Below are 24857 nucleotides of genomic sequence, written 5' to 3'. Positions count from 1 at the left end.
TGCCAGGCGACACCCTTTCTAAACCTTTGAATACTTTGCCAAAATATAACGATCCTGTTATACATTACTTATCTTTGCGCCTCTCCGAAGGGGGTCTTCGGGTAAAAAAATAGTGTTTATAATGAAGTTTGATCGTAATACGGCCATCGGGTTTTCCCTTTTAGCTTTACTTTTCTTTTTCTATTTTTTCTATAACTCAAGGCAACAGCGGGCCGCCCAGGCAGAGCAGGCGCGCCAGGACTCTATCGCGAAAGCGATGCAGCCCAAATTAGATACGGCCGCTATGCGTTTGGACGCGGCGAAGGCCGATTCTCAGTTACAGGTTACAAAAGCCGGAATGTTTCAGCAAGCCGCGCAGGGAACAGAACAGGTGTTGTTTGCGGAAAACAGCGTGTTTAAGATTGCTTTTACAAATAAAGGAGGCCAGCCCAAATATGTGGAGCTGAAGCAGTTTAAAAATGCTGAATCTCAGAAACAGGTACTATTGGCCGCCGCCGATTTTAATAAAATCGGTTATGCCATTAACACGGCGGCTAATCAAAGCTCACAAACCACCGACCTGTTTTTTAGCAATGGGAAAGTAGAAAATGGCCCCGACGGATCACAGGTGGTAAGTTTTGAACTGGCCGGCGGCGACAGCGCACAGGCAGCCAGCTATATCAAGCATCAATATATTATTTATCCGGATAGTTATAAGATTGATTTTAATATCGTGTTGAACCAGCCGGCACAGTTGCTGACGCAGGGAAACCTGAACCTGGTTTGGCAATACGAAGCACACCAGCAAGAGTCGGACCTGGAGTTTGAAAGGCAGAATACGCAAATCGGCTATATGGAAGATGGTGATTTCGATTACCACACGATCGGGAAAAAAAGTATGGTTGAATTCGAAAAGCCGGTAGAATGGGTAGGCGTGCGGCAGCGTTTTTTCAACACTTTCCTGATAGCAAAATCTAATTTTTCGGGCGGAAAAGTAGATTGGAGCATGCCCGAAACGGAAAGCCATATCGTAGCCCAATCCACCGCTAATATGCGCGTTAATGTGACGCCGGCTGCGACCGCTACTATTCCGTTGAGCATTTTTTACGGTCCTTCCGATTATAATATTTTAAAAAGAGAAGGTAACGGGTTGAATAAAATGGTGAACCTGGGCCAGGGCGTTTATGCGTTTGTGAGGCCATTAAACCAGTTTGTTATCATCCCCATTTTCAACTTCTTTAAAGGGTTTGTATCGAGCTATGGAATCATTATCGCATTGCTGACGCTGATTATCAGGTTGCTGATTTCTCCGCTGACCTATAGCAGCTACCTGAGTGGCGCCAAAATGAAAGCGCTGCGGCCCGAAATTGCCAAGCTGAAGGAAAAGCATGGCGGCGACCAGCAGGCAATGAGTATGGACCAGATGAAGTTGTTCAGAGAGGCAGGCGTAAACCCGCTCGGAGGTTGTATTCCGGCGCTATTGCAAATCCCGATATTCTTTGCCCTTTATAGTTTCTTTAATGCTAATGTAGATTTGAGAGGCGTGGATTTTCTTTGGGCCAACGACCTTTCGGCTTACGATGCGCCGATTACTTTCGGTTTTACTATTCCGCTTTTAGGAAACCACCTCAGTTTGTTTACCATCACTGCGGTAATTACCAGTTTATTGATTTCACTTTACAGCATGAGCATGACGCCGGATCAAAGTAATCCGATGATGAAATACATGCCTTATATCATGCCGATCTTCCTGCTTTTTATCTTTAATAAACTGCCTTCGGCGCTTACCTGGTATTATACCGTATCGAATATCATTACACTGGCGCTTCAGTTTGTTATTCAAAACTATATCATTGATCACGATAAGATTTTGGCAAAAATTCAGGCCAACCGCAAGAAGCCAAAGACAAAATCAAAATGGCAGGAGCGGCTTGAACAGGTGCAGGAGCAGCAACGCCAACTCAAAGAGAAGCAAAACAAGGCTGGCAAATAATTACAGAATCCGGGTTTATAAGCGCCCGGATTTTTTTTAAGCAACTTATTGATTATCTTGTAGCGTCTAAGGTGAGCTTACAGATTACATTCGTAAATACAAAAATTGATTTTTGTTTGTTTTAAGCAGGGTGGTTTTAGGATGATTTAGGAGAGATGCCCACATTGCTAAAACATTAAAAAAATAGAGATGAAAACGCGCTTTTTCCCGGTAGTGGCCCTTATGTTAATTGCGAAGATTTCGTTCTCGCAAAAAAAACTGACTGATGCTACTGTTTATTATGATATTGTGGTGACGACTGATAATAATACACCAAAACGTGCTGATATGCTGGACGGAGCCACTAATATCGTGTATGTGAAAGGGAATATGAGCCGGTCTGACTTTATCAGTTCGCTGGGTGTTTCTACTACGATTTTCGATGAAAAGGCTGGAACGGCGGTGAATATTAAGGATTATGGCAAGAAAAAATTTTTAATTACTTACTCGCCTTCCGAATGGAAAGCATACAATAAGCGCTACGAAGGCGTGACTTATAAAATTGAGGACGAATTCAAAAAAATAGCGGGGTACAATTGTCAGAAGGCGATTGGTAAATTGGCAGACGGCACGAAGTTTACCGTATTTTTTACAAAAGAACTCATTCCTGTAAATAAAAACCTGCAAAGTATCAACAAAGGGCTTCCAGGCCTTGCCATGCAATACGATGCGTCGAGAGGGAAAGACAAAGTAACTTTTACCGTGTCTAATATAGAATTTGTACCGGTGTCACTTGCTAAGTTTGATATTCCCAAATCTGGATACAGGGTCATGTCTTACACCGAATTTTCCAAACAGAATCAAAACTAAAAAATCCCGGAATTTCCGGGATTCTTTTAATGATTTTTCGCAAACAATCAGCAAGTATTTATTTTCCGGAATAATTACGGAGTAGCTCGTTGGGGTTAAAAGTCAACTTGTTAAGCAATGCCTTCTTTTTGTAAGGCAATAAATAACTGCTTTGACTTTTTTGAAGATTGATGCTGAAATCGTAGTCTGAAGTAGCACGAGATTCAACATTGATGATGTTTTCACCTTTAAAGTACATACCAGATCTCAAAGAGAAAGAATGCACCTGCTTAGCGGATTTTTGATCGAGCGAAAAACCGTTCTTGGGTTTTTCTTTGCCCAGATCGTTCTCCACAACCTCCTCACCCGCGAAAGCGGCCGAGCAGGAAAAGATGAACAATAGGTTTAAAAAGATAGCCTTAATCATAACAATAAGATTTGTATAATACAAATACGACACAAAGATAAGAAATTTTATGACAAAAAATAATAAACTTTAGAATTTTGTTAACATTTTTACGCTAGGTCGAAAAAATTAGTTTTGCACATTCGGAGGAAAACTTAGAGGGCCGGAAATTAATGAACTAATATATATTAGTAAGTGTTATCAGTTGGGTCGTCATCTATTAAAACGGGAGGCATTATGAAGGAGTTTTCGCAGCACGATGAAGAAAGGGATCAGGAACTGAACGAATTACTACAGCGCTATGAGAATTTGAGGCGGGGGAGAGCCGGATCGTATATTGAAGAAGAAGCATTTGAGAAAATTATCGAGTATTACGAATCGCAGGAGCAATTTCTAAAAGCCTACCAGGTGGTCGAAATTGCTACTGAACAATTTCCCTATTCCGGCGCGTTATTAATTAAAAAAGCAGATTTACTTTTAAATAAACGCAAATATGAAGAGGCGCTCGAACTTTTGGAGCAGGCTTCGATTTTCGACAACAGCAACATCGATATTTATATCCTAAAAACGGAAGCTTTTTTGGCGCTCGACCGCCAGGAAGAAGCGGTGCTGCTTTTAAAGGAGGCTTTAAATCTTTTCACAGGCGAGGAGCGGATTGAATTGCTTTTCGAGCTGGCGGATGTGTATGACGACTATGAGGATTTTGAAAAAGTGTTTGACTGCCTGAAAGAAATTTTGCTTCAGGAGCCCGAAAACGAAGAGGCTTTATATAAAATATGTTTTTGGACCGACTACACCGGACGCAATGCCGAAAGTATCGAATTGCATAAAAAATTAATTGACGAAAGCCCCTACAATGAGCTGGCCTGGTTCAACCTCGGAGCCGCCTTTCAGGGTTTGAAGCTTTATGAAAAAGCAATCGATGCCTATCTGTATGCTATCGCGATTGATGAAAAAATGGACTATGCTTATCGCAATATTGGCGATGCCTACATCCGGTTGAGAAAGTATAAAGACGCGATCGAAAATCTTGAAAAGGTGTTGGAGCTGTCGAAGCCGGAAGATGTTATTTACGAAGCGATTGGTTACTGCTATGAGAAAATGAAAAACTATGCGCAGGCCCGCTTTTACTATCGCAAAGCTTCCCACTTGAATCCAGATATCAGTTATTTGGTTTATAAAATGGCCTATACCTATTACAAGGAAGGCAAATATGATCTGAGCGTCAAGCAGCTCGACGCCGCAATGAAATTGAAAAAAAATAAGCCCGAGTATCATATTTTGATGGGAGAATGTAAGCTGCAATTAGGGTTTATAAAGGAGGCGATTCAGCACTTTAGCACCGTCGTGCGGCTGAAGCCCAAATCAGCGGTAGGATGGGAAGCGCTTATCAAATGCCTTTACGATGCGGGTTATTATGACGAAGCGTCGCGGCAGGTTAAGCATGCTACAATTATGACAAAGGATAAACCTGTTTTTATCTATTATAAGGCGTTGTTGGCTTTCGCGCTCGGCAGCAAAAAGCAGGGCTTAGTCTTTTTGGAAGAAGCGCTGGTGCAGGCGCCTGCTCATTTAAAGAAAATATTGCAAATTAATCCCGCCCTGCTTCAACATCAGCAGGTGGCTGATCTCATTCTCAAATACAAGAAACGCAAAAAATAAGCTGCGTTAACACAGCGGCTATTAAGTTTCTAATTTTTGATCATAATATAATACATTTGCCGCTATACTAATTTGAATTAGGGAATGAAGTTTAATCTGACTCAACTACCGGAAAGGAATAAGCAACCACGATCTTTTGGTCTTACGATGGTTATGGATAAAGGGCTTAGTCTCGAAGAAGCTAAAAACTTTATGGATGTATCTCAACCCCATGTCGACATTGTGAAACTGGGTTTTGGAACTGCGGTAGTAACGCCCAGGCTCGAAGAAAAAATTGCCTTATACAAATCTTTCGGAATGGCCGTTTATTTTGGCGGCACTTTGTTTGAAGCTTACCTGGTGCGCAACCAGCTCCAGGATTATATCGACACCTGTAAATCTTTTGGGATCGACTACATGGAAGTCAGCGACGGATCGCTCGTAATCCCGCACGCTGAAAAATGTGGCTACATTGAAAAGCTGACCCAATATGGAACCGTGTTGAGCGAAGTGGGCAGTAAAGATGCGACACATATTATTCCGCCCTATAAATGGATCGAGTTGATGCGGGCAGAACTTGAAGCGGGGTCTTCCTATGTGATAGCCGAAGCGCGGGAGGCCGGTAATGTCGGCATTTACCGCGGAAGCGGTGAAGTGCGCGAAGGGCTTGTCCAGGAAATTCTTACCCAGATCCCTGCCGAAAAAATAATTTGGGAGGCGCCGCAAAAAGCGCAGCAATTATATTTTCTTGAACTTATAGGCTGCAATGTAAATCTTGGCAATATTCCGCCCAACGAAGTGATCGCATTGGAAGCGATGCGTATCGGCCTTCGCGGCGATTCCTTTGAATTATATCTTGATAAAAAGCCTTCGGCCTGATGAATTTGTACGGACTTATCGGCATGCCTCTGGCGCAATCTTTCTCCAAAAAATATTTCACTGAAAAATTTGAGAAGGAAGGCATTGAGCATGCGGCCTACGAATTATTTCCGCTCGAAGGTATCGATTTGCTGAAAGGCCTGCTTTCGAGGCATCCCGATTTAAAAGGGCTCAATGTTACCATTCCCTATAAAGAAGAGGTGCTGCCTTTTCTCCATTCTTTAGATGCGGATGCAGCAGAGATCGGCGCTGTTAATTGTATCAAAATAAACGACGGCCGTTTGAAAGGTTTTAACACTGATGCGCCGGCGTTTGAAACTTCGTTGATGCCTTTGCTCGAATCCCATCACAAAAAAGCCCTGATCTTGGGAACAGGCGGAGCAGCTAAGGCCGTTTTGCATATATTGAATAAGCTTGGGATTGAATACGCTTTCGTATCGAGGCAGCCAGGCGCGGATTTCGTTTATGAAGATTTGAATGAAGCTACGCTTGCTGCGTATCCCTTAATCATCAATGCTACGCCATTGGGCAGTTTCCCCAAGGTTGACACGGCGCCAGCCATTCCCTATGAATACCTGACGGCGCGAAATTATCTCTACGATTTGGTCTATAACCCGGCCATGACGTTATTCCTTCAAAAAGGAGCGGCCAAAGGCGCGCTGATTAAAAACGGGTACGAAATGCTTGTTGGCCAGGCGGAATTAAGCTGGGAGATTTGGAATGACGCTGCTAACCAGTAGATTTTTTATTTGAAGTTTGAACAAAGATCAACGCCGGCATTCAAAGTTTATTTATGTAAATTGAATTCCAAATTTTTTGTTCATGAAACAAGCCCTTCTCCTTACATTTATTATCGGTTGCACTTTTGTAGCTTTTTCTCAATCCTCACGGCCGCCCAATGTAGTGCTTATTATGGCCGATGATGTAAGTTGGGAGTGTTTTGGCGCTTACGGTTCAAAAGAATATCAAACGCCGCATATTGATGCGCTGGCCAAGGGCGGGCTACGATTTAATCATTGTTATTCGACGCCGCTTTGTACGCCTTCGCGCGTGCAACTAATGACAGGGAAATATTCTTTTCGCAATTACACACACTTCTCTTATCTCAATCCCAGCGAAAAAACCTTCGCCCATGTTATGAAAGAGGCGGGGTATAAAACTGCGATTGCAGGCAAATGGCAACTAAACGGCGTTATCTACGATCTGCCCGGCGCGTCAGATGGAACGCGCCCCAACAAAGCCGGATTCGACGAATATTGTTTATGGCAGCTGACCACCATCAACGGCGCCAACGGCTTGCCGGGAGGAGAGCGGTTTTGGAGCCCTTATTTGGAAATGAACGGCAGGCATCTGACCACCGAAGACAACAGAGATCGCTATGGGCCCGATATTATGTCAGATTTTCTTTGTGATTTTATGGAGAAAAACAGGAACGAACCCTTTTTCGTTTATTATCCCACGGTATTAGTGCATGATCCGTTTGTGCCCACGCCAGACAATATCGGCGCCGCATCGCGCGGGCCGGAAATGAATAAAGCGCCGAAAGATGCACTCTCGCAGAAACAAAATTTTGTCGCCATGGTAGCTTATTTAGATAAAATCGTAGGTAAGATCGTAAAGAAACTGGAGGAATTGGATCAGCTCGAAAACACCATCATTATTTTCACTGCCGATAATGGAACTAACCGGAATATCAGTTCCGAATGGATGGGCCGCGTCATTCAGGGCGGCAAAGGAACCACCACTGATATGGGTACTCATGTGCCGCTGATCATTAGCTGGAAAGGAAAAACACCTGCCGGATCTCAAACCAACGACTTGGTTGATTTTACCGATTTTTATCCTACGCTTGCTGAGATTGTCGGGGCGCCGGCTACCACAGTTGATGGTAGGAGCTTTCTGCCACAGATTGTTGGCAAAAAAGCGAACTCCAGAAAATGGCAGGCGCTTTATTATCAGCCCTATTGGGGAAACAACAAATCAGGAAGCCAGGCTTATGTGCGCAATCAGGAATTTAAATTATATACCAATGGCGCATTTTATGAGATTGCAAAAGACTTGAATCAGGAAGATAATTTAATCCAACGAACGCCGCAGCAGCAGCAAGCCTATGATTTGCTAAAAAAGGTTGCTGACCGGCTTCCGCCACTGCCGACGAGTGGAGGAAAAGATGCAAAGGAGCGCACCGTTTATCCCGATTGGCGTAGCCTTTATGGTGACTGACCGCAACGAAAATGTGTCTGGCTTCGTCCAATCAAAGTCTTGCCTCATTGAAATGAGTTTCACACGGTAGGAGCTTTGAATCATATTTTTTAGAAAAGATAAAATGCCAAAACCTGACTTATGCAAAAACGACTCTTTTTTTTTATACTAGTAGTGATGCTGCTTACAGCCTGTACTCAAAAATGGGTGGAGACGGTGGGTGATCCGGGGCATTACAGCCGCGAGTACGAACCGATATTTACTTTTGCTACTGCAAAAAAGAAGGAGATGCGCTTGGCTGCGTCTTATCCACCTTCAGGGTTGATTGATGGTTTAAAAAGCTATCGTATTCGATATAATGCGTGGCCGCACGACCTTAATGATGTCTTTCGAATCAGCCTCGATGCCCGCAAAGATGTTGCTCATATGCTGGAAACACGTTTTTCCGATTTAAAGATTCGGAAGGCGACACAGGATACGCTAATTATCACCTATAAATATCATAAAATGCCGAAACGGGAAGAAGCGAATTCCAGTCAAATTATTTTAAACAGATCAAAGGTCAGCCGGCAATATGTTTTCGCTTATAACGCCAAAGACAGTTCTCTTTTTATTGAAAATATGAATATAAAATAGGATTCACCTGCCATTAAAGAGCAGGTGAACCTTTTACTTACTCTCCTGATAAACGCCATCTCATTCCCACATAAATCATACGGCCCACCACAGGCCCCCATGTCAGCGATCCGTCGAAATAAGGGCCGAAGGGATTTTGCGCATCGATAATTCTATGTTCCTGAACAAAATTGGTCAGGTTTTCCCCACCTACATAAACATCCCATTTATTGCCCAATTTTTTACTTACCTGCGCTGCCATTTGGATATAAGCGGGTGAGTAAGCCGGCATTTGCAGGTCGACCGGGTTGCCGCCGGTGGCAGGGATTCTTTTTTTACTGAGCCATTGCGTTGTATAATCAAATGTCCATTCGTTGGGCGTTTCATACTGAAGGTTGATAAATGCCCTATGCCTCGCGACAAATGGTTTTTCCATCAGCCCGGTTTTATAAGTAGTTTTCACATCGAGCCAACGATAAGCCATTCTGGCGTCAAAATTTTTGAAAAGCTCATAGTTTACTTCCGCCTGAATGGAATTGGCAAAAGATTTTCCATTGAGGTTGTAGAAGGAAATCGTTTGCGCGTCCGCGTCCATGTCGGCCACTGTTTGATTTTGGAACGAAGTGCGGTACATATCAAAAGCAAAAGCGCCGCTGCGATTATTTAACCTGAAGTTATGCGTAAAATTCAAGCCGTAGTTCCATGCCTTTTCGGGATTCAGCCCATAGCCATAGGAGGAAGAAGGGGCAAGGATTTCGTAATTTCTTGAACTGACAAATACGCCCACGTTTTCGGCGAAAATATTATTAACCCGGAAGCCGGAGCCGCCGGAAAGCCGAAGGTTGGTTTTAGGAGTGAAATCATATTTTATATGGGCGCGGGGCGTGGTAATCACACCGTACAGGTTATGAAAATCTGCTCTGATGCCCGCGAGTAAGGTCAATTTTTCGTCGGGGGTATAGGTATATTCGAAGAAAGAACCGGGTATGATTTCATTACGTTTAAAAACCTGAGTGTTGAATTTTTCATCATAGTTCTCGTTCGCAAAACTGAAGCCTGTTTTAAATTTATGGTTGGTGTTGCCGATAATGGATTGATAAATCAGGTTGCCATAAATCGTATGCTGCTTCCCGTTATAGTCAGACAGACCGTAATAGGCATCATTGGTGTAGCGGCCGGCCGACAAAATCAAACCGAGGCTTTTGTATTTATGTTGCGGAAAAATGTATCCGATTTTGCTGGTAAAGCTATATTGTTGGCCATGAACGCCCACTCCATAAGCATTGGTGGTGTTCCTGTCTGTGGTGCGGTCAAAATTCATCTGGCCCGCATAGCGCTGGTCGTTCATCGCTTTTAAAGCAAATTGAATAATCCATCCGTTATTATCGAGATATTTCCAGCGGTTGATCAGGTTCCATTGAGAGCCGGTTGGAATATCCAAAAAGCCATCGCTATTCATGTCTACTTTTCGGTCGCTATAATTGCCGTGGGCCAACAGTCCAACAGTCCATTTATTATTGAGTTTATGAGCCGTATTGATATTCGCTTCCAGCCGCCCCATCGTATTGGCATAGGCGTTTATAAATAATGATTCGGAATTGTCAGGTTTTTTTTCTTCGAGATTGATCTGGCCCGCAATGCTTTCATAGCCGTTGACCACCGATCCCACGCCTTTGGTAAGTTGAATGCCTTCCAGCCAGGGTCCTGGCACATAGGTCATGCCATAATGAGCCGCCAGCCCTTTAATCTCGGGTACATTTTCTGTGAGTAGTTGGGTGTAGTTGCCCGATAATCCGAGCAGCTGAATTTGTTTAACGCCGGTTACAGCATCGCTGTAACTGACATCAACCGAAGGCGTTGTTTCAAAACTCTCGGACAGGTTGCAGCAGGCTGCCTTGGTTAATTCGCCTGCGGTTAAATTCAGTTTGTTTAACACGCTGAGCGAAGAAACATAGGAGGACCGCGACCGGGAAGTGACAATCACCTCGTCCAGCGTTCCAGAGGCAGATCGCTTTAAAACGATCGATATCATCTGGCCTTCGCCTACTTCGATGGTGTCTGAATTGAAGCCGCTATAGGTTACCGCTATTTGTGTGGGCGTATCGCCGTTCATGGCGAATGTGCCCGCACTGTCTGAAATGACCTGTTCGTGCGTTTTTAGATTTTTGATAGTAGCATTTGAAAGCGGACTGAGTTTACCTTTGGTGCTTTCCTCGAGCACCACGCCCATAATAGATAAAGCCGTGGTGGCATCTCCGGGTGTGCCGGAACGGTTGTACCGGCAACAGGCGGGAAGTTTGTCGTAGGCTTTTTCGGGCGCTCTGAATTCTTCGTTATCGTGACCGGCATCGGCCAGGGCCTGCCGAACTTTTTGGCCGTTGGTTTTTGTGCTGTCGTAGGTAATAGCCAGTGTTTGGGTTGCTTTTTCCCATTTAGCAGCATGAACGTGGAAATCCAGCGCAATCTGTTCAATCCTGCTTTTACACATTTCGCAAGACCCGCTTACTTTAAACTGTTCTGATTTGGTATTTTTTTGTGCATGGCTCCAAAGGCTTATCGACAAAGCGAAAGCAGCCATGATAAATTTAGTCTTCATTATATTTTTTTAAAGAAAAGAATAGCAGCCAAAAGCCGCGATGAACTCATGGTTGAATGATTCTTTTCTCTAAATACGAAAGACGCTATATAAAATGGAACGGTCGGGGAGAAGGGGCGGTGAGCTGTCTCCGCTTTGCACACGTAATGTGTTGGAGGTTAGGCCCAAAATATCAAAAGTGTAATAGGCTGGTGGCGTTAACAGGGCCGGTGCCGGCGCGGCTGAAAAAACAAGAACATGGTGCAGCTGGTCTTCCGATATTTTTATCTGGAAGCGTTCATCTTTACAACAGTCTTTGTTTTTCTTCGGAAGTTTACAATCAACATGATGGCGCTGCACCTCGAAAGAAATGCTTTTCAGGTTGTCGCAGCAATAAAACAGGTTCACGCTAATACCAAAAGAGGTGAAGCTGTAAAGTGCGAGCAGCGCTAATATGGTGATTTTTTTAAACAATACTGTTTCTTACTTCTCTCGATAACAAAAAGGGGTTGTGTTTGTTCAATGTTGCCGAATGATTTTTTTAACGGTTTATGAAGTTGCCATCTCTCTTTCCGCATGCTTATAGAGCTTTGCTTTCTTTTTTTCGTACCACCATTTAGGCACCGTTTTTTTCATCAGCGTGTCGATATTGCGCATGCCGAATAAATTCCATGCGCCGTGTAGCTTTCCGCCGATGCTATTTTGCAGCGCCCGTAAACTCATGGCAAAACCAGCTTCAATATATTCCATGTGATGCCAATAGCCGGCTGGCATAAACAGCGTGTCGCCGTGTTCGAGTGTCAGTTCGTATCCATTGGCCAGTTTTACGGCGGGGAAATTGTCGTAATCAAACTGATCGCTGTAATTCGCATAATTGGCGAGGCTTAACACTTCCCAGGGTTTGCGATACAGCTTATATTGTTCTTCGAACGGGAAAAGCAGCACTTTTTTCTTCCCGATAAATTGGGTGTGAAATATATGACTGAGGTCGATATCGAAATGCATGTGGGTGATAGCGCCTTGTCCGCCCACGAAAAGCATCGGGAATTTTTTTACAAAGCCGCGCATCAATTCGTCGGGCCAGTTGAAATCAGCTACAATTTGGGGTGCATGTTGAAAAATATTGAAAAGAAAAATGCGGAGATCCACCGGTCCTTTCTTTACCAGTTCGAGATATGCTCCAAATTTCATATAGGCATCGGCGGTGTTGATGGGCGTGTAGGAATCGCTTTTAACGTTATTGTACACGCCTACCTGTTGATCACCCACAATTTTAATAAAATAGTCCCAATTCCATTTCGTGTAAGCGGGCCATTGTTTCGCAAGGCCTTTTATCACGAGAGGTTGCCGTTTATTATAGTAATGGCGCTTAAAGGCGTCCGGAGCAATCTGCTCCACGGTGTCGACCGGTCTTAGTTTCATCTGTTCTGCTTTAGGAATAGGATTGCGCAAAATTAGGTAAGAAATATTTACGATTGATGCAGCAACCATTGTTTAACATTCCAGTTCTTTTTTACGCAGGATATACTTGCCCACTACATCAAATTCAATATTTACAAGGTCTGAGGCGTTGATAAAACGGATATTAGTATGATTATATGTGTAGGGAATAATTGCCACTTTAAATCTCGTTTTCGAAAGATCAAACAAGGTCAGGCTAATGCCATTGATGCAGGCAGAGCCTTTTTCAATAATCAGTGGTGCAAATTTTTCGTCGATTTCAAATTCGTACTCCCAGCTTCCCTTTTTTTCAGCTACGGAAAGGCATCGGGCGGTATCATCTACATGGCCCTGAACGAGGTGCCCGTCGAGGCGGCCGTTCATGATGAGGCAGCGTTCTATGTTTACCAGGCTACCCTCGGCCAACGCGCCCAGGTTGGTTTTTTTCAGGGTTTCTTCGATGGCGGTCACGCTGTGTATATTTTCCGAGAGGGTTTCCACGGTAAGGCAAACGCCGTTGTGGCTGACGCTTTGATCCACTTTCAGCTCCGCGCTGATGGCGCTTTCGATCCAAAAGGTTTTATTGCTGCCCGATGCGGCGACCTTTTTAACAACGCCTGTGGTTTCTATAATACCTGTAAACATGGTGTGCAAAACATTTTATCAGGCAAAGATAAATTTCTGATTCCAGTTTTTCCTTTTCAGCCGCGTCTCCTGAAAGGGACTCGGCGTAGTTTCAAGCCCATGCTGAACGACGAGTCCACGGCCGACTCGCAAAATCGCTTGTGGGACTCGGCTAAGAAGAAAACGACGAGTCCATGGCCAACTCACAAGACTACTTGTGAGACTCGGCTGAGAAGGGGATTGGTGGTGATTTCCGGTTTCCTTCAGCCGCGTCTCCTGAAAGGGACTCGGCGTATGTTTGAGTCCACGCTGAAGGACGAGTCCACAGCCGACTCGCAAAACCGCTGGTGAGACTCGTCTAAGAAGAAAACGACGAGTCCATGGCCAACTCACAAGACTACTTGTGAGACTCGGCTGAGAAGGGGATTGGTGGTGATTTCCGGTTTCCTTTTCAGCCGCGTCTCCTGAAAGGGACTCGGCGTATGTTCAAGCCCATGCTGAACGGCGAGTCCACGGCCGACTCACAAGATCCCAGGTGAGACTCATCTGAGAAGGAGCATAGCGCTAATTTCAAGGGTAATTGCATAAAAAAATTTGCCAATGCAATTTTGGGGATTTATCTTTATGCAGTAACCTATAACACCTGTATGAGAAACAAAGTTAGCCTGAGAATAACAATTTTTACTGCCTGTACAATCATTTTTGCGGCGTCGATATTTTATGCCTGCAGGAGACAGGAAGTTCTTATTAAGTCGCATCCAATCAATGAAGCACAGGCCAGAGCCTGGCTGCAAAAAAATGGATTAGCCTATAAAAATGAAACCATTAGTGTGCAAACGACAGAAGGTAAATGGTTGACCGCAACATTAAACTGGCGGCAGGCACAGCAATATAACTGGCAGGGTAGGGATTATATTGATGTACCATTTCAATTTGACGCTACACAAACAAGCGGGAACTTTGGTGCAAGATTTAACCTGGTAGTACGTAGTAAAGGAAACGAATTTGAAGGAGCTATTAGAATAGAAACGCCGGATCTGAGATTAGCAGACTTCGACGATGGTGGAGGGATAGTGCAGCAATACGAAATGCTCGACGGCAAACGCGCAAACATTTGGTTTAGTAAGGAAGATTACACAAATGCTCAAGCTGCGTTTGTACAAAACATTACTCCTGCGCAATATGCACAACAAAAAATTGAGCAGGTGAAAAACGACGAAACTGTATTGAAGCCAGGCTTGGCTACAGTGGCAAGAAAGCTAACCACAATTTGCGATTCAAAATGGGTAACTACTTATAGTGGTAATTGCAACTACTCGGTTGGCGACCACGTGTATGTGAGGCTTTGCCGGCACGATTATTATATAACCACCTGCGAAACTTATGATGATGGAACTGGCGAGGGTGGTGGCGGTGGTGGCTATCCTCCTGCACCGCAGCCTACTCAACCACAGCAACCTGATCCCAAGCCTGATCCTTGTGACGAGGCGAAAAAAGCGGCTGATTCGTTGAAAAAAGCTTTGGCACAGTCAGATGTTAGGGCTCAATTAAATAAATTAATTCAGGATCATAAAAATTCATCTAATGAATATGGCTTTGGTATTTATAAAAACGCAGATGGTTCTTACGGTTTCACAGAAATAGCAACTTCTAACAGCAGCAATTCGCTTGAGTTTAGTTTTGATGCTTCGTTAAATATTGTTGCATTGGTGCATACACATCCGCCCGGTAGCTCTGCTATACATTCTTCTACGGATATATATGGGTTAAACAATTATATAAATAAGACTGATTTTGCCGGTAGTATTGTAACCCATGGCGACGATGTTCACTTGTTAAGCATTACTGATGTTGCAAAGTATCGTAAATTTTATGAAGGAAAAGAAAATGATTACGATAAAAATGACCCAACAGGCTGGAAAGTGAAGTCGAAAATGAATAAAAATTTTTACAGTTTTTCGAAGGATTTAAATTCTGCCAACTATGATGGTGCAGACGTGACATTTCCTACCCAATTATACTTAATGGACGAAGCGAAAATGGGCGTGAGTTTGCAAAAATATAATACCACTAATAATAGTTTTCAGGTTAAGAGTTTGAATATTGAGAGGAAGGATATCAATACGATTGTGCCCGGCAGTAATTCGCCCTATTTATCTGTAACGGTAGATGACGGGTGCTAATAGTGTTTAACCCAATTAAGAATAAAGATTATGAAAAAAGTATTGACTGTAATAGCATTTATAATTTTGGCTGCACAAATATATGCCCAAACGGTTTTTTTTACCTATCAGGATACAGCACGCTACCTGATGAACGAGATAGAGGCGAAATCCAATCTGTATATAGGCAAGCCCTTTTCTGTATTGTATGATAGTCTTAAGCTTAACCCCGTTACGGCTGGAAATGGGCTTCCTCAAAAGGATATTTTTGGCAAAAGAGTTTTCTTTGAATTTAACTATGAACGCGAGTTTGAAAAAGCTCACTACCTGATAGTGGATTTTGAAAATGTGCCTCCCTATAATGTGCTGTTCCCGATATTTTACCCGTCCCAAGGCCAATTCGGGCCTCTTCAAAGCATTGTAGACACTTATAAGCCCTTAATTGTAAAAGATGTGGTTACAAAGGATTATTATGCCGAACCCGATTGGGAACCTGCCATAAATGAGTTTACCCCTGTTGAGTATAATGCAACAATAGCAGCGCAGCAACAAACGTTAAATACTAACGCAAGTAATTACATTGGTCAGCCATTTTCAACGCTTTGGAATGCTTTACAGGTAAAGCCCATCACAATACACGGCAAAGCAGCAGTAGGTGATTCTGAAAAAGAGGGTTCCACAGCCTTTTTTTATTCACCCCCCGATAATTTAAGTGTTACGTATTTTGTTGTAACATGGCAGAGCCCAATCCCCAAAACAATAACCCAACAATACCAGCTAAGTACGGTAAGGAACTTCACAAATCCAGCCGAATATGCTATATATGCTGATAAAATAATCAACCATGTTAAAACATATCCGCTGCCACCCGGCAAATGGATCGTCGTTTCCTGCGAACACAAAAAAGTGTTGATTGACGGGCTGCACCAATGGCGATATGTAGTTACCAAAAAGTTTTGTGACAATGGAAATCTGGGAACGGAGGAAGAAGTAATTTATTCGGAAACAAGTGTGCCTGTGGAGAGTTGCGCTATTGAACTTGTGGAATGAAACACGTTGGAATAAGAAAAATGTACAAGATAATTGTGTTACTTTTCGATTTTTCCTTTTCAGCCGCGTCTCCTGAAAGGGACTCGGCGTGTGTTCGAGTCCATGCTGAAGGACGAGTCCATGGCCGACTCACAAAACCGCTGGTGAGACTCGGCTGAGAAGGAAAATAAAAAAATATTTTTTCTCTCAAAACATTCCTCTATCTTTGCACCTCTTAAAAATTACCAAAGGAGGTATATAACTATGTTAATTATTGATTCTAAAGACTGCGAAAACATCGACAAGGCTCTGAAAAAGTACAAAAAGAAATTTGAGAAGTCTAAAGTGCTTCTTGAGTTGCGTGAGCGTCAGGCTTTTACAAAGCCTTCGGTGAAGCGTCGTGGAGAGGTTTTGAAAGCCATCTACAAGCAGCAGATCGCCAGCGGTAAAATCGAAATATAATTACAAAAGATTTTGAATAAATTGCAGTCCTACAGAAATGTAGGACTTTTTTTATGTACGCAAGTTTGCAGCAATATATCCAGGCCTTTGTCGATTATCTTAAATTTGAGAAAAGATTTTCGCAGCATACGGTGCTTGCCTATGAAGGCGACCTGAACGATTTTCGTATTTTCCTGCTGCGCGTTTTTGAAGAAGCCAATCTTGAGCAAATCACTTATAACCAGGTAAGAAGCTGGCTGGCCGATCTCAAAGCGCATCAATTAAGCTCAAGGAGCATCAATCGCAAAATATCTTCCCTAAAATCTTTTTTTAAATTTCAATTAAAAATGGGACATATCACAGCCAACCCAATGGCTAAGATTGTGGCCCCAAAAGCCAGCAAGCGCTTGCCCGTTTTTATTAAAGAGGAAAATATCGCGTTGCTGCAAAACGCGCTCGAAGCTTCCACCGAAGACTGGAAATCACTTAATACCAGGATGATTGTGAGCATGTTTTACGCCACCGGTTTGAGGCTCAGCGAACTGATTCAACTGAAAGAAAAGCAGGTGGACGCGCACCGCGGGCAACTGAAAGTTTTGGGTAAGGGTAATAAAGAGAGAAGCGTGCCGCTATCGGCGGAAATGATCGCCGCAATTCAGGAATACATACAACACAAACGTCGCGAATTTGAAGCGCCTGCCGATACCCTGCTGGTGACCGAAAAAGGGAAAAGTTTATACCCCAAATATGCTTATCTACTTGTGAAAGACGCCCTGTCGCATATTCCTACCCTGGACAAAAAAAGCCCGCACGTTTTGCGGCATACTTTTGCTACGCATTTGGTAAACCAGGGCGCCGAGCTTAATGCTGTAAAAGAGCTGTTGGGCCATAACAGTTTAGCCGCTACGCAGGTGTATACGCACAATACGATAGAAAAGCTGAAGGAAGTGTATAAAAAAGCCCATCCCAGGGCCTGAATTTATACAAAATTTTAGCAATAATTTTTTTGAGAATCGAAAGGGTTTATGCTAACTTTAGAATGAGTAAACACAGCTCTTTGAAATTTTCGATTATTCACTCTTTAAATATATGAACTATGAATGTGAACATTCAAACAGTTAATTTTGATGCGGATCAAAAGTTGATAGACTTAGTTAGTCGTAAAATGGAGAAGTTGAATACCTTTCATGACCGCATTATCGAGTCTGATGTATTTCTAAAACTGGACAATGTTGTGCACCATATTAAGGACAAGATCGTTGAGATTAAAGTCCACGTCCCTCGCCACAGCTTTTTTGTAAAAACTACCAGCAAATCTTTTGAAGAGTCCTTTGACAGTGCCTTCGATTCCCTCGTCAACCAGGTAAAGAGACGCAAGGAAAAAATGATTGCCTAAAAAATATTACAAGCTCCGCAATATGCGGGGCTTTTTTTTGGATGTAAATATAGGCTGCCTAAAACAGGCCGACCGCCAGAAGGTGATTTTGGGTTTCAAAGGCGGCTCTTTTGGACATAGATTTTCATTGGTTGGCGCCTGAAAAACTTGGCGATGTTTTTTTTATAAAAATATTCTTTAGTGTATTTTGACATTTGAAAAATTCCCCCTACTTTTGCCTTCCAAATTTTTGAGGCATTTCGCTGTGTGATTGAAATACATTGAAATAGCAAAAATTAAGATCTTTAAAATATACGCCGAAGTAGCTCAGTTGGTAGAGCAGCTGATTTGTAATCAGCAGGTCGCGGGTTCGACTCCCTTCTTCGGCTCTTTTGTCTGGCGCATTCCGCCGGGCAGCGTAACTATAGCCTTGCAATATTTTGCAGGACTATGATTTCGTCAGACGGTTTACGTCCGACGAAATCGGGTAGGTGGCCGAGTGGTTAAAGGCGACAGACTGTAAATCTGTTCTCTCACGAGTACGGAGGTTCGAATCCTTCCCTGCCCACTTTATATGCCGGAGGCATAAGTTCTTTGAATTTCAAATTTGAGATTTTTAATTTGAAATTTTGATTAGCGGGAGTAGCTCATTTGGTAGAGCGGTAGCCTTCCAAGCTTCAGGTGGCCGGTTCGAGCCCGGTCTCCCGCTCAGAAGAGTTTGACGTTTAAAGTTCAAAAGTTTACAATTTGGTTAGATTATCGAAACCCTGAACTTTTAACCTGAAACTTCGAACTTATCAAGCCGTTGTAGCTCAGTGGTAGAGCACTTCCTTGGTAAGGAAGAGGTCGTGAGTTCAATTCTCATCAACGGCTCTTTCAATTTTCGGATGAGCTGGTTGGGTTTGGAATTGATGAGTAAGATTACAGAACGTACAAGAGTGCGACGCAATACCGCTGATAGTAGTACATTTGCCGGGCACAGCATTATAAAAAAACAACTTTAAAAACAGATAACAATGTCAAAAGAGACCTTTAAGAGGGAGAAACCCCACGTAAACATTGGTACCATTGGCCACGTTGACCATGGTAAGACTACGTTGACTGCCGCAATCACTGAAATCCTTTCTAAGAAAGGTCTTGCGACAGCAAAAAAATATGATGATATTGATGGTGCACCTGAAGAAAAAGAAAGGGGTATCACAATTAATACTGCTCACGTAGAATATCAGACTGATACGCGCCACTATGCGCACGTTGACTGTCCTGGTCACGCTGACTACGTGAAAAATATGATTACTGGTGCTGCTCAGATGGACGGCGCTATCCTTGTAGTTGCGGCTACAGATGGTCCGATGCCTCAAACTAAGGAGCACATTCTTTTAGCTGCACAGGTTGGTGTACCTAAAATGGTAGTATTCTTAAACAAAGTTGACCTGGTTGACGATCCTGAACTTTTGGATCTTGTAGAAATGGAAGTGCGTGAAGAGTTGAGCAAGCGTGGATTTGATGGTGACAACACTCCGATCATCAAAGGTTCTGCAACTGGCGCTTTAGCTGGCGACGAGCAGTGGGTAACTGCGATCACAGAATTGATGGATTCGGTGGATAACTGGATTCCTCTTCCTCCCCGTCCGGTTGACATGCCTATGCTGATGTCTGTAGAGGATGTATTCTCTATCACAGGCCGCGGTACTGTAGCTACTGGTCGTATTGAGAGAGGTAAAATTAAAACAGGTGATCCTGTTGAGATCGTAGGTTTGATGGAAAAACCATTAACTTCTACCGTTACTGGTGTTGAAATGTTCCGTAAAATCTTAGACGAAGGTGAAGCTGGTGATAACGCAGGTTTATTATTGCGCGGTATTGAGAAAACTCAAATTCGCCGTGGTATGGTAATTTGTAAGCCAGGTTCTATCACTCCTCACACTGAGTTCAAAGCTGAGGTTTATGTATTGAGCAAAGATGAAGGTGGACGTCACACTCCATTCTTCCAAAAATACCGTCCTCAGTTCTACTTCCGTACAACTGACGTAACCGGAGAGTGTTCTTTACCAGAAGGTACTGAAATGATCATGCCTGGTGATAACACTACCCTGACTGTTAAGTTGATCACTCCAATCGCGATGGAAAAAGGTTTGAAATTTGCGATTCGTGAAGGCGGCCGTACTGTAGGTGCCGGTCAGGTTACTGAAATCATAAAATAAGCCTTCTTAAGCTCCCCATGACGGGAGGCTTTGGAAAAGCTTCGAATACTTTTACAAAGTACCTTAGGCAGTAAGCTTGGGTACTTTGTTTTTAAAAATAGTTCTTTTAAATTCTTAGCGGCATACATTTGCTTCATCACAGAATGAAATAAGTAAGCCGCTTATACGGGCATAGTTCAATGGTAGAATAGCGGTCTCCAAAACCGTTGATCAGGGTTCGAGTCCTTGTGCCCGTGCATGTTAAGTTCATTGTTTATTAGTTAATAGTTCATAGAATTTTTTTTAACTATGATCTATGAACCATGAACCATAAACTATTAAAAGATGAATAAGTTTGGCAATTATTTAAAGAATAGCTACAAAGAGCTGGCCGAGAAAGTAACCTGGCCCGATTGGGAGCAGTTGCAGCAATCTACCATGATTGTATTGGTGGCTACTATCATTATCACACTTATCGTATGGTTGATGGACTTTTTGGCGGGCGGTGGTCTTAATTTCTTATACAAAATATTATATAGTTAAGAAATGGTAGAAGAAAATAATGTTGAAAATAAGCCGGCTGAAGCTCCGCAACAAGATACCAAATGGTATGTGCTGCGGGTGGTAAGTGGCAAGGAGCGTAAGGTAAAGGAATATTTAGATAAAGAAATTTCGCGCAGCCCTTTTGAAAAAGTGGTAAAGCAGGTTTTTTTACCGGTGGAGAAGGTGTACAAAGTGCAGAACGGAAAAAAAGTGATGCGCGAGCGAAATTATTATCCCGGCTACGTGATGATCGAAGTGCTGGATGGCAAAATGAGCGATGATCTTAGAGATTTAGTAGTGGCTACCAACAGCGTTATTCACTTTCTTGGAAAAGATAACCCCATTTCGCTTCGTAAGGCCGAGGTCAATAAGATGCTGGGCCGCATGGATGAAATGAACGAAGCGGGCGGCGTAAGCATGGTTGAGCCTTATATTGTTGGCGAAACCATTAAAATTGTAGAAGGTCCGTTTAACGATTTCAATGGAGTGATTGAAGAAGTGAATGATGAAAAGAAAAAATTGAAAGTAATCGTAAAAATATTTGGAAGATCAACGCCGGTAGAATTGAACTATATGCAGGTTGAAAAGATCATTTAAATCTCATATTAAGTTATTGATAGCCATCTCATTAGAGGTGGCTTTTTTTATGCTTGTTTGTAACGCTTTAATGTTGCTTGCCGCAAAAGGATGTATTCAATTAAGTTTTTTTTATGACGGAAAGAGCAACTCAATTGGCACAGTTTTTTGTCTATATGCAGAAGAAAAAGATTATCAACTAAAAATGATTTTATGAAACAGTTTAAATTTTTGCCCATTATAGCGGTATTATTCACTTTATTCCTTTTAGCATGTACCAACCGCAAAAAGGATGATACAGGTGCCGTGCAAATGCAGGATACATTAGGATTGGCGGAATACCAAAAATGGAAAATGGAAAGCGAAATAAGAGAGCAAATAGAAGCCGAAGAGGAATTGGAAGAGAAGCAGCAGGCAGCAGCTGCCCCCGCACGTCGTTCATCAGGAACGAGGTCTTCAAGCAGTTCGAGAAGCAATACAACTTACAGTAGTAACGGCGGTGGCACAGCATCATCTGGTAGTGGCACATCTGCGCCTGCTCCAGCCCCTCAAAGAAAAGGCATGAGCCATACCGCTAAAGGCGCCATTGTTGGTGCAGCATCGGGTGCGGTTATTGGCGCTGTGGCTAATAAGAAAAATCGTGTAGGCGGTGGTGTCGTAGGTGGTGTGATCGGTGCCGCAACGGGTGCCGGGGTGGGAGCCATCGTTGATAAGAAAGAAAGGCAAAGAAACGGTTACTAAAAATTTTCATCTTTCCCCGATATAACATTTTTAAACGAAAAATTATAACTACATGATCGCTGTTTTTAAAGCAGGGTCATTCAAACTCAAACAACATGAAAAGAATTTTTATTATTGCTTCAATTGCGACCATTGCTGTCGCCTGTAATAACGCCTCTAACGGGACAGACGCTGAAGACACATTAGCATTAGACACAGACACGATTCCGGTAGCGTCCACTACGCCCGATTTTACTGAAGGTGATGTGATTAAACGTGACGGGCAATTAGTGGTGTACACTAATGCTGAATGGGTAGCCGTGGATAAGGATATTGTGCTCGATAACGGTGTTATCATCAAGCCAAATGGCGAAGTGATCGATAAAAACGGTAACAAAGTAGTGCTTGAAGAAGGAGAGCGGGTAACCAGAACCGGTATTTTCTTTGATCGTGCCGGCGCCGCTATCGAAAACGCATGGGATGCGACAAAAAGGGGCGTTGGCAATGCAGCGGACGCTACCGGTGATGCTGTAGAGAAAGGTTATGATGCGACAAAAAGAGGAGTGGAGAAAGCAGCAGATGCCACTAAAGATGCAGCTCAGGATGTTGGTCAGGCAGTGAAAAAAGGCGCTCAAAAAGTGGGCGATAAGGCCAGAGAGGTAAAAGAAGATATCGAGAACTAATGAATCTTTCGATTATGTTTTGATAAGGTGCGGCGTTTAGCCCACCTTTTTTTATGGCTGCGTTTTTTGAAATTCTTTATAACTGTCGCTGATATAAGTAATCATTTCAGCCCTGTCGTGATGTTTCCTGCAAAATTCGTAGGTCGGCCTGTAGCGGATCATGAATTGCTGTAGGGCTGGCCCCTTCAATCTGGTTAAAGAACTTACCCAGGCGGGCGAAAACACATAATCAATAAACGCTTCCTCTTCCTGCTTTTCAAGTTGTTTTTTCAGGCGGCGGGTTTCTTTTTTTTCTTTTGAAAAAAAGCTGAATGGGCTTAAGACAATCCCCACACCAGCGGTCGGAGTATTCCCTCCGGTAATGCCCGGTTGTTTTTCATAGGCAAATGCATAAGCCTGCCTGCGCCTGATGGAATCTCTGCGATAAGCTGATATGACGGTAACGCCTGCAAGAAAAGCTGCTTCTTCAATAAGCGCTGCATCGTATCCTGATACAAAAAACTGGCTTTGCACCGTTACCGTGTCGCTGATAAATCCTGTATGAGAAAAAATTAGCTGATCATTTTCTTTTGCCCGTATCGTATAGTATCCATATTGATCGGACAGTACAGATGAATGATCATTTTTGTTGGTAATTGTCGCGCCGGAAAGAAACGAAAGCGTGTCATGGGTAAAGTCGTTTACCCGGCCTTTCACCAAGCCCTGCGCATCGCTCCCAAGCGCCATCAACAGGAGCGGTAAAAGAGAATAGTGTTTGATTTTCATCGGCTTTTTTATTGACATGGTCAGCATTTGAATCTTTTTATAAAATAGCGCTCCACCATCCGGTGGGTGCGCCGGTGAAAGAATGGTTTGTTGCAACGGGTATCTAAAGATACTAAGCCTCGCGTTTATTTGAAAAACTATATAAAAGATAAAACAAAGAAGGCAGGATAAAAATGCTGCCGGCGATTAGCGCAACCGCCAGCGATTGAATGGTTTTGGGACTGCCATAGTTGTCAAGCAAACTCAACCCCTCACTATCTTTTAAATTAATGAGCACCGGATAGTGTTCGTAGGTAATAGCCACAAGCAAAAGCGTCACTTGCGCACCTGCTATCACCCGCAGTAATTTGGTCTGCTTGGTGAATAAAGACACCCACATCCAAATAAGCGAAGCCACCGCGAGTGCCACACAGGCAACGCTGACGGCGTTACCAAACAACCAATGCGTCAGCGGAATATCTTCCAGAAAAGCTATGGCGAAAACAAGCGCCGCCGCCAGTAGCGCGGCAATACTCATGTGTTTTGATTTTTTTACAAAACGTGTTTTATCCGTTTCAGATTTGGTTTCGCCGATAATGAAAATGGCTGCCAGAAATCCACAAATAGTTACAGTAAAAATGCCAACCGCTAATGAAAAAGGAGTGAGCCAGCTAAATATATAAGCGTCTGCAAAATGAGTTGCTTTGGGGTTTATACTGCCCGAAACCGCACTGCCGGCGATGATACCCAAAAATAATGGCGTGATAACGCTCGAATACATAAACGTTTTAGAATACACCACCTGCAACTGATCTTTCACGGCATCATAATTCCTGAAAGTAAAAGCAGTGCCCCTTGCGATAATACCCAACAGCATGATGGTAAGCGGGATATGAAGATATACAGACATGGTCGTGTAGATGACAGGAAAGCCCACAAAAAGAATCACGATTGCAATGATCAGCCACATGTGATTGGCTTCCCAAATCGGTCCGATAGCACGGTACATCACCGTGCGCGTGCGTTCCTGGCTTTTTCTGGTGGAAAAAAATTCCAGGATGCCAGCTCCAAAATCTGCTCCCCCCATTAAAATGTAAAGAAGCACGGAAGCCCACAGATAAGCCATTACAATATAGATCATAGAAGCGCTTTAAGCTGTTTTTAGGGAATATTTGCCCGGGTAATGATGGTTTTTAAGATCATAGTCTCCTTCTCTCTC

Annotated in this window: 24 protein-coding genes and 5 tRNA genes; 22 read left to right on the top strand and 7 right to left on the bottom strand. The window is 43.2% G+C overall.

Annotated features, from left to right (window positions below; translation table 11 throughout):
* The first annotated feature begins 121 nt into the window (after window positions 1–121).
* Complete coding sequence (gene yidC, locus ABDK00_RS12405; RefSeq protein WP_346237083.1) at window positions 122–1972, top strand: membrane protein insertase YidC; 1851 nt, start codon at window positions 122–124, stop codon at window positions 1970–1972.
* A gap of 189 nt (window positions 1973–2161) precedes the next feature.
* Window positions 2162–2821 (top strand): hypothetical protein, encoded by a 660-nt coding sequence (locus tag ABDK00_RS12400; RefSeq protein WP_346237084.1) that lies wholly within the window; start codon window positions 2162–2164, stop codon window positions 2819–2821.
* Between the two features lie 58 nt (window positions 2822–2879).
* Here ABDK00_RS12400 and ABDK00_RS12395 read toward each other — a convergent pair whose 3' ends face one another.
* Window positions 2880–3227, bottom strand: a complete 348-nt coding sequence (locus ABDK00_RS12395; protein WP_346237085.1) for a hypothetical protein — start codon at window positions 3225–3227, stop codon at window positions 2880–2882.
* Between the two features lie 216 nt (window positions 3228–3443).
* On the opposite strand from ABDK00_RS12395, the gene ABDK00_RS12390 reads away from it, so the two are divergent.
* From ABDK00_RS12390 to ABDK00_RS12370, 5 genes are all read left to right on the top strand, one after another.
* On the top strand, window positions 3444–4868 hold the full coding sequence (locus ABDK00_RS12390) for a tetratricopeptide repeat protein (protein WP_346237086.1): 1425 nt from the start codon (window positions 3444–3446) through the stop codon (window positions 4866–4868).
* Between the two features lie 84 nt (window positions 4869–4952).
* A complete protein-coding gene (locus ABDK00_RS12385) occupies window positions 4953–5726 on the top strand; it encodes a phosphosulfolactate synthase (protein WP_346237087.1) in 774 nt (257 codons plus the stop codon).
* On the top strand, window positions 5726–6466 hold the full coding sequence (gene aroE / locus ABDK00_RS12380; RefSeq protein ID WP_346237088.1) for a shikimate dehydrogenase: 741 nt from the start codon (window positions 5726–5728) through the stop codon (window positions 6464–6466). Before ABDK00_RS12385 ends, aroE begins: the two co-directional genes overlap by 1 nt.
* 82 nt (window positions 6467–6548) lie before the next feature.
* Complete coding sequence (locus ABDK00_RS12375; RefSeq protein WP_346237089.1) at window positions 6549–7949, top strand: sulfatase-like hydrolase/transferase; 1401 nt, start codon at window positions 6549–6551, stop codon at window positions 7947–7949.
* Window positions 7950–8069: 120 nt separating this feature from the next.
* A complete protein-coding gene (locus ABDK00_RS12370; protein ID WP_346237090.1) occupies window positions 8070–8564 on the top strand; it encodes a hypothetical protein in 495 nt (164 codons plus the stop codon).
* Between the two features lie 37 nt (window positions 8565–8601).
* Here the strand turns inward: ABDK00_RS12370 and ABDK00_RS12365 are convergent, their stop codons facing one another.
* From ABDK00_RS12365 to ABDK00_RS12350, 4 genes are all read right to left on the bottom strand, one after another.
* Window positions 8602–11139, bottom strand: coding sequence for a TonB-dependent receptor domain-containing protein (locus ABDK00_RS12365; protein ID WP_346237091.1), 2538 nt, complete (start codon window positions 11137–11139; stop codon window positions 8602–8604).
* 69 nt (window positions 11140–11208) lie between these two features.
* A complete protein-coding gene (locus tag ABDK00_RS12360) occupies window positions 11209–11592 on the bottom strand; it encodes an HYC_CC_PP family protein (RefSeq protein ID WP_346237092.1) in 384 nt (127 codons plus the stop codon).
* A 75-nt stretch (window positions 11593–11667) separates the two neighbouring features.
* Window positions 11668–12540: a cupin-like domain-containing protein gene (locus ABDK00_RS12355; RefSeq protein WP_346237093.1), complete on the bottom strand. Its 873-nt coding sequence runs from the start codon at window positions 12538–12540 to the stop codon at window positions 11668–11670.
* A gap of 72 nt (window positions 12541–12612) precedes the next feature.
* The gene (locus ABDK00_RS12350) at window positions 12613–13203 is read right to left on the bottom strand and encodes a riboflavin synthase (RefSeq protein ID WP_346237094.1); all 591 of its coding nucleotides are present in this window, start codon (window positions 13201–13203) and stop codon (window positions 12613–12615) included.
* Window positions 13204–13829: 626 nt separating this feature from the next.
* Between ABDK00_RS12350 and ABDK00_RS12345 the strand changes: the two genes are divergently transcribed.
* The 15 genes from ABDK00_RS12345 (at window position 13830) to ABDK00_RS12275 (ending at window position 22894) form a co-directional block, all read left to right on the top strand.
* Complete coding sequence (locus tag ABDK00_RS12345; protein ID WP_346237095.1) at window positions 13830–15365, top strand: hypothetical protein; 1536 nt, start codon at window positions 13830–13832, stop codon at window positions 15363–15365.
* Between the two features lie 30 nt (window positions 15366–15395).
* Window positions 15396–16394, top strand: coding sequence for a hypothetical protein (locus ABDK00_RS12340; RefSeq protein WP_346237096.1), 999 nt, complete (start codon window positions 15396–15398; stop codon window positions 16392–16394).
* 243 nt (window positions 16395–16637) lie between these two features.
* Window positions 16638–16835, top strand: a complete 198-nt coding sequence (gene rpsU, locus ABDK00_RS12335) for a 30S ribosomal protein S21 (RefSeq protein ID WP_346237097.1) — start codon at window positions 16638–16640, stop codon at window positions 16833–16835.
* Window positions 16836–16888: 53 nt separating this feature from the next.
* The gene (locus tag ABDK00_RS12330; protein ID WP_346237098.1) at window positions 16889–17791 is read left to right on the top strand and encodes a tyrosine-type recombinase/integrase; all 903 of its coding nucleotides are present in this window, start codon (window positions 16889–16891) and stop codon (window positions 17789–17791) included.
* Between the two features lie 119 nt (window positions 17792–17910).
* Window positions 17911–18210 (top strand): HPF/RaiA family ribosome-associated protein, encoded by a 300-nt coding sequence (locus ABDK00_RS12325; protein WP_346237099.1) that lies wholly within the window; start codon window positions 17911–17913, stop codon window positions 18208–18210.
* A 295-nt stretch (window positions 18211–18505) separates the two neighbouring features.
* A tRNA-Thr gene (locus tag ABDK00_RS12320) sits at window positions 18506–18578 on the top strand.
* 96 nt (window positions 18579–18674) lie between these two features.
* Window positions 18675–18757, top strand: a tRNA-Tyr gene (locus tag ABDK00_RS12315).
* Between the two features lie 68 nt (window positions 18758–18825).
* Window positions 18826–18898, top strand: a tRNA-Gly gene (locus ABDK00_RS12310).
* A 92-nt stretch (window positions 18899–18990) separates the two neighbouring features.
* Window positions 18991–19062 (top strand) — tRNA-Thr (locus ABDK00_RS12305).
* 143 nt (window positions 19063–19205) lie between these two features.
* On the top strand, window positions 19206–20393 hold the full coding sequence (gene tuf, locus ABDK00_RS12300; protein ID WP_346237100.1) for an elongation factor Tu: 1188 nt from the start codon (window positions 19206–19208) through the stop codon (window positions 20391–20393).
* A 165-nt stretch (window positions 20394–20558) separates the two neighbouring features.
* Window positions 20559–20629: transfer RNA gene (locus ABDK00_RS12295), tRNA-Trp, on the top strand.
* Between the two features lie 88 nt (window positions 20630–20717).
* Window positions 20718–20915 carry a preprotein translocase subunit SecE gene (secE, locus tag ABDK00_RS12290; RefSeq protein ID WP_346237101.1) on the top strand — a complete coding sequence of 66 codons (198 nt, stop codon included), beginning with the start codon at window positions 20718–20720 and terminating at the stop codon, window positions 20913–20915.
* A 3-nt stretch (window positions 20916–20918) separates the two neighbouring features.
* Window positions 20919–21512, top strand: a complete 594-nt coding sequence (gene nusG, locus ABDK00_RS12285) for a transcription termination/antitermination protein NusG (RefSeq protein WP_346237102.1) — start codon at window positions 20919–20921, stop codon at window positions 21510–21512.
* A gap of 192 nt (window positions 21513–21704) precedes the next feature.
* A complete protein-coding gene (locus ABDK00_RS12280; RefSeq protein WP_346237103.1) occupies window positions 21705–22232 on the top strand; it encodes a glycine zipper family protein in 528 nt (175 codons plus the stop codon).
* 95 nt (window positions 22233–22327) lie between these two features.
* The gene (locus ABDK00_RS12275; RefSeq protein WP_346237104.1) at window positions 22328–22894 is read left to right on the top strand and encodes a DUF6799 domain-containing protein; all 567 of its coding nucleotides are present in this window, start codon (window positions 22328–22330) and stop codon (window positions 22892–22894) included.
* A 51-nt stretch (window positions 22895–22945) separates the two neighbouring features.
* On the opposite strand, the gene ABDK00_RS12270 is transcribed toward ABDK00_RS12275, so the two are convergent.
* Both ABDK00_RS12270 and ABDK00_RS12265 read right to left on the bottom strand, forming a co-directional pair.
* Entirely contained in the window at window positions 22946–23659 is a 714-nt protein-coding gene (locus tag ABDK00_RS12270; RefSeq protein ID WP_346237105.1) for a hypothetical protein, read from the bottom strand.
* A gap of 112 nt (window positions 23660–23771) precedes the next feature.
* Window positions 23772–24779, bottom strand: coding sequence for a cytochrome d ubiquinol oxidase subunit II (locus ABDK00_RS12265; RefSeq protein WP_346237106.1), 1008 nt, complete (start codon window positions 24777–24779; stop codon window positions 23772–23774).
* Window positions 24780–24857 lie beyond the last annotated feature (78 nt).

It is taken from the genome of Niabella insulisoli, from assembly GCF_039652435.2.
Taxonomy (GTDB): Bacteria; Bacteroidota; Bacteroidia; order Chitinophagales; family Chitinophagaceae; genus Niabella; species Niabella insulamsoli.
This window is presented reverse-complemented; position numbering and strand designations above follow the sequence as displayed.

Bases quoted from the DNA above. Each gene is read 5' to 3' on its own strand.
- yidC (WP_346237083.1), top strand. From the start codon at position 122: ATGAAGTTTGATCGTAATACGGCCATCGGGTTTTCCCTTTTAGCTTTA.
- ABDK00_RS12400 (WP_346237084.1), top strand. From the start codon at position 2,162: ATGAAAACGCGCTTTTTCCCGGTAGTGGCCCTTATGTTAATTGCGAAG.
- ABDK00_RS12395 (WP_346237085.1), bottom strand. From the start codon at position 3,227: ATGATTAAGGCTATCTTTTTAAACCTATTGTTCATCTTTTCCTGCTCG.
- ABDK00_RS12390 (WP_346237086.1), top strand. From the start codon at position 3,444: ATGAAGGAGTTTTCGCAGCACGATGAAGAAAGGGATCAGGAACTGAAC.
- ABDK00_RS12385 (WP_346237087.1), top strand. From the start codon at position 4,953: ATGAAGTTTAATCTGACTCAACTACCGGAAAGGAATAAGCAACCACGA.
- aroE (WP_346237088.1), top strand. From the start codon at position 5,726: ATGAATTTGTACGGACTTATCGGCATGCCTCTGGCGCAATCTTTCTCC.
- ABDK00_RS12375 (WP_346237089.1), top strand. From the start codon at position 6,549: ATGAAACAAGCCCTTCTCCTTACATTTATTATCGGTTGCACTTTTGTA.
- ABDK00_RS12370 (WP_346237090.1), top strand. From the start codon at position 8,070: ATGCAAAAACGACTCTTTTTTTTTATACTAGTAGTGATGCTGCTTACA.
- ABDK00_RS12365 (WP_346237091.1), bottom strand. From the start codon at position 11,139: ATGAAGACTAAATTTATCATGGCTGCTTTCGCTTTGTCGATAAGCCTT.
- ABDK00_RS12355 (WP_346237093.1), bottom strand. From the start codon at position 12,540: ATGAAACTAAGACCGGTCGACACCGTGGAGCAGATTGCTCCGGACGCC.
- ABDK00_RS12350 (WP_346237094.1), bottom strand. From the start codon at position 13,203: ATGTTTACAGGTATTATAGAAACCACAGGCGTTGTTAAAAAGGTCGCC.
- ABDK00_RS12345 (WP_346237095.1), top strand. From the start codon at position 13,830: ATGAGAAACAAAGTTAGCCTGAGAATAACAATTTTTACTGCCTGTACA.
- ABDK00_RS12340 (WP_346237096.1), top strand. From the start codon at position 15,396: ATGAAAAAAGTATTGACTGTAATAGCATTTATAATTTTGGCTGCACAA.
- rpsU (WP_346237097.1), top strand. From the start codon at position 16,638: ATGTTAATTATTGATTCTAAAGACTGCGAAAACATCGACAAGGCTCTG.
- ABDK00_RS12330 (WP_346237098.1), top strand. From the start codon at position 16,889: ATGTACGCAAGTTTGCAGCAATATATCCAGGCCTTTGTCGATTATCTT.
- ABDK00_RS12325 (WP_346237099.1), top strand. From the start codon at position 17,911: ATGAATGTGAACATTCAAACAGTTAATTTTGATGCGGATCAAAAGTTG.
- tuf (WP_346237100.1), top strand. From the start codon at position 19,206: ATGTCAAAAGAGACCTTTAAGAGGGAGAAACCCCACGTAAACATTGGT.
- secE (WP_346237101.1), top strand. From the start codon at position 20,718: ATGAATAAGTTTGGCAATTATTTAAAGAATAGCTACAAAGAGCTGGCC.
- nusG (WP_346237102.1), top strand. From the start codon at position 20,919: ATGGTAGAAGAAAATAATGTTGAAAATAAGCCGGCTGAAGCTCCGCAA.
- ABDK00_RS12280 (WP_346237103.1), top strand. From the start codon at position 21,705: ATGAAACAGTTTAAATTTTTGCCCATTATAGCGGTATTATTCACTTTA.
- ABDK00_RS12275 (WP_346237104.1), top strand. From the start codon at position 22,328: ATGAAAAGAATTTTTATTATTGCTTCAATTGCGACCATTGCTGTCGCC.
- ABDK00_RS12270 (WP_346237105.1), bottom strand. From the start codon at position 23,659: ATGAAAATCAAACACTATTCTCTTTTACCGCTCCTGTTGATGGCGCTT.
- ABDK00_RS12265 (WP_346237106.1), bottom strand. From the start codon at position 24,779: ATGATCTATATTGTAATGGCTTATCTGTGGGCTTCCGTGCTTCTTTAC.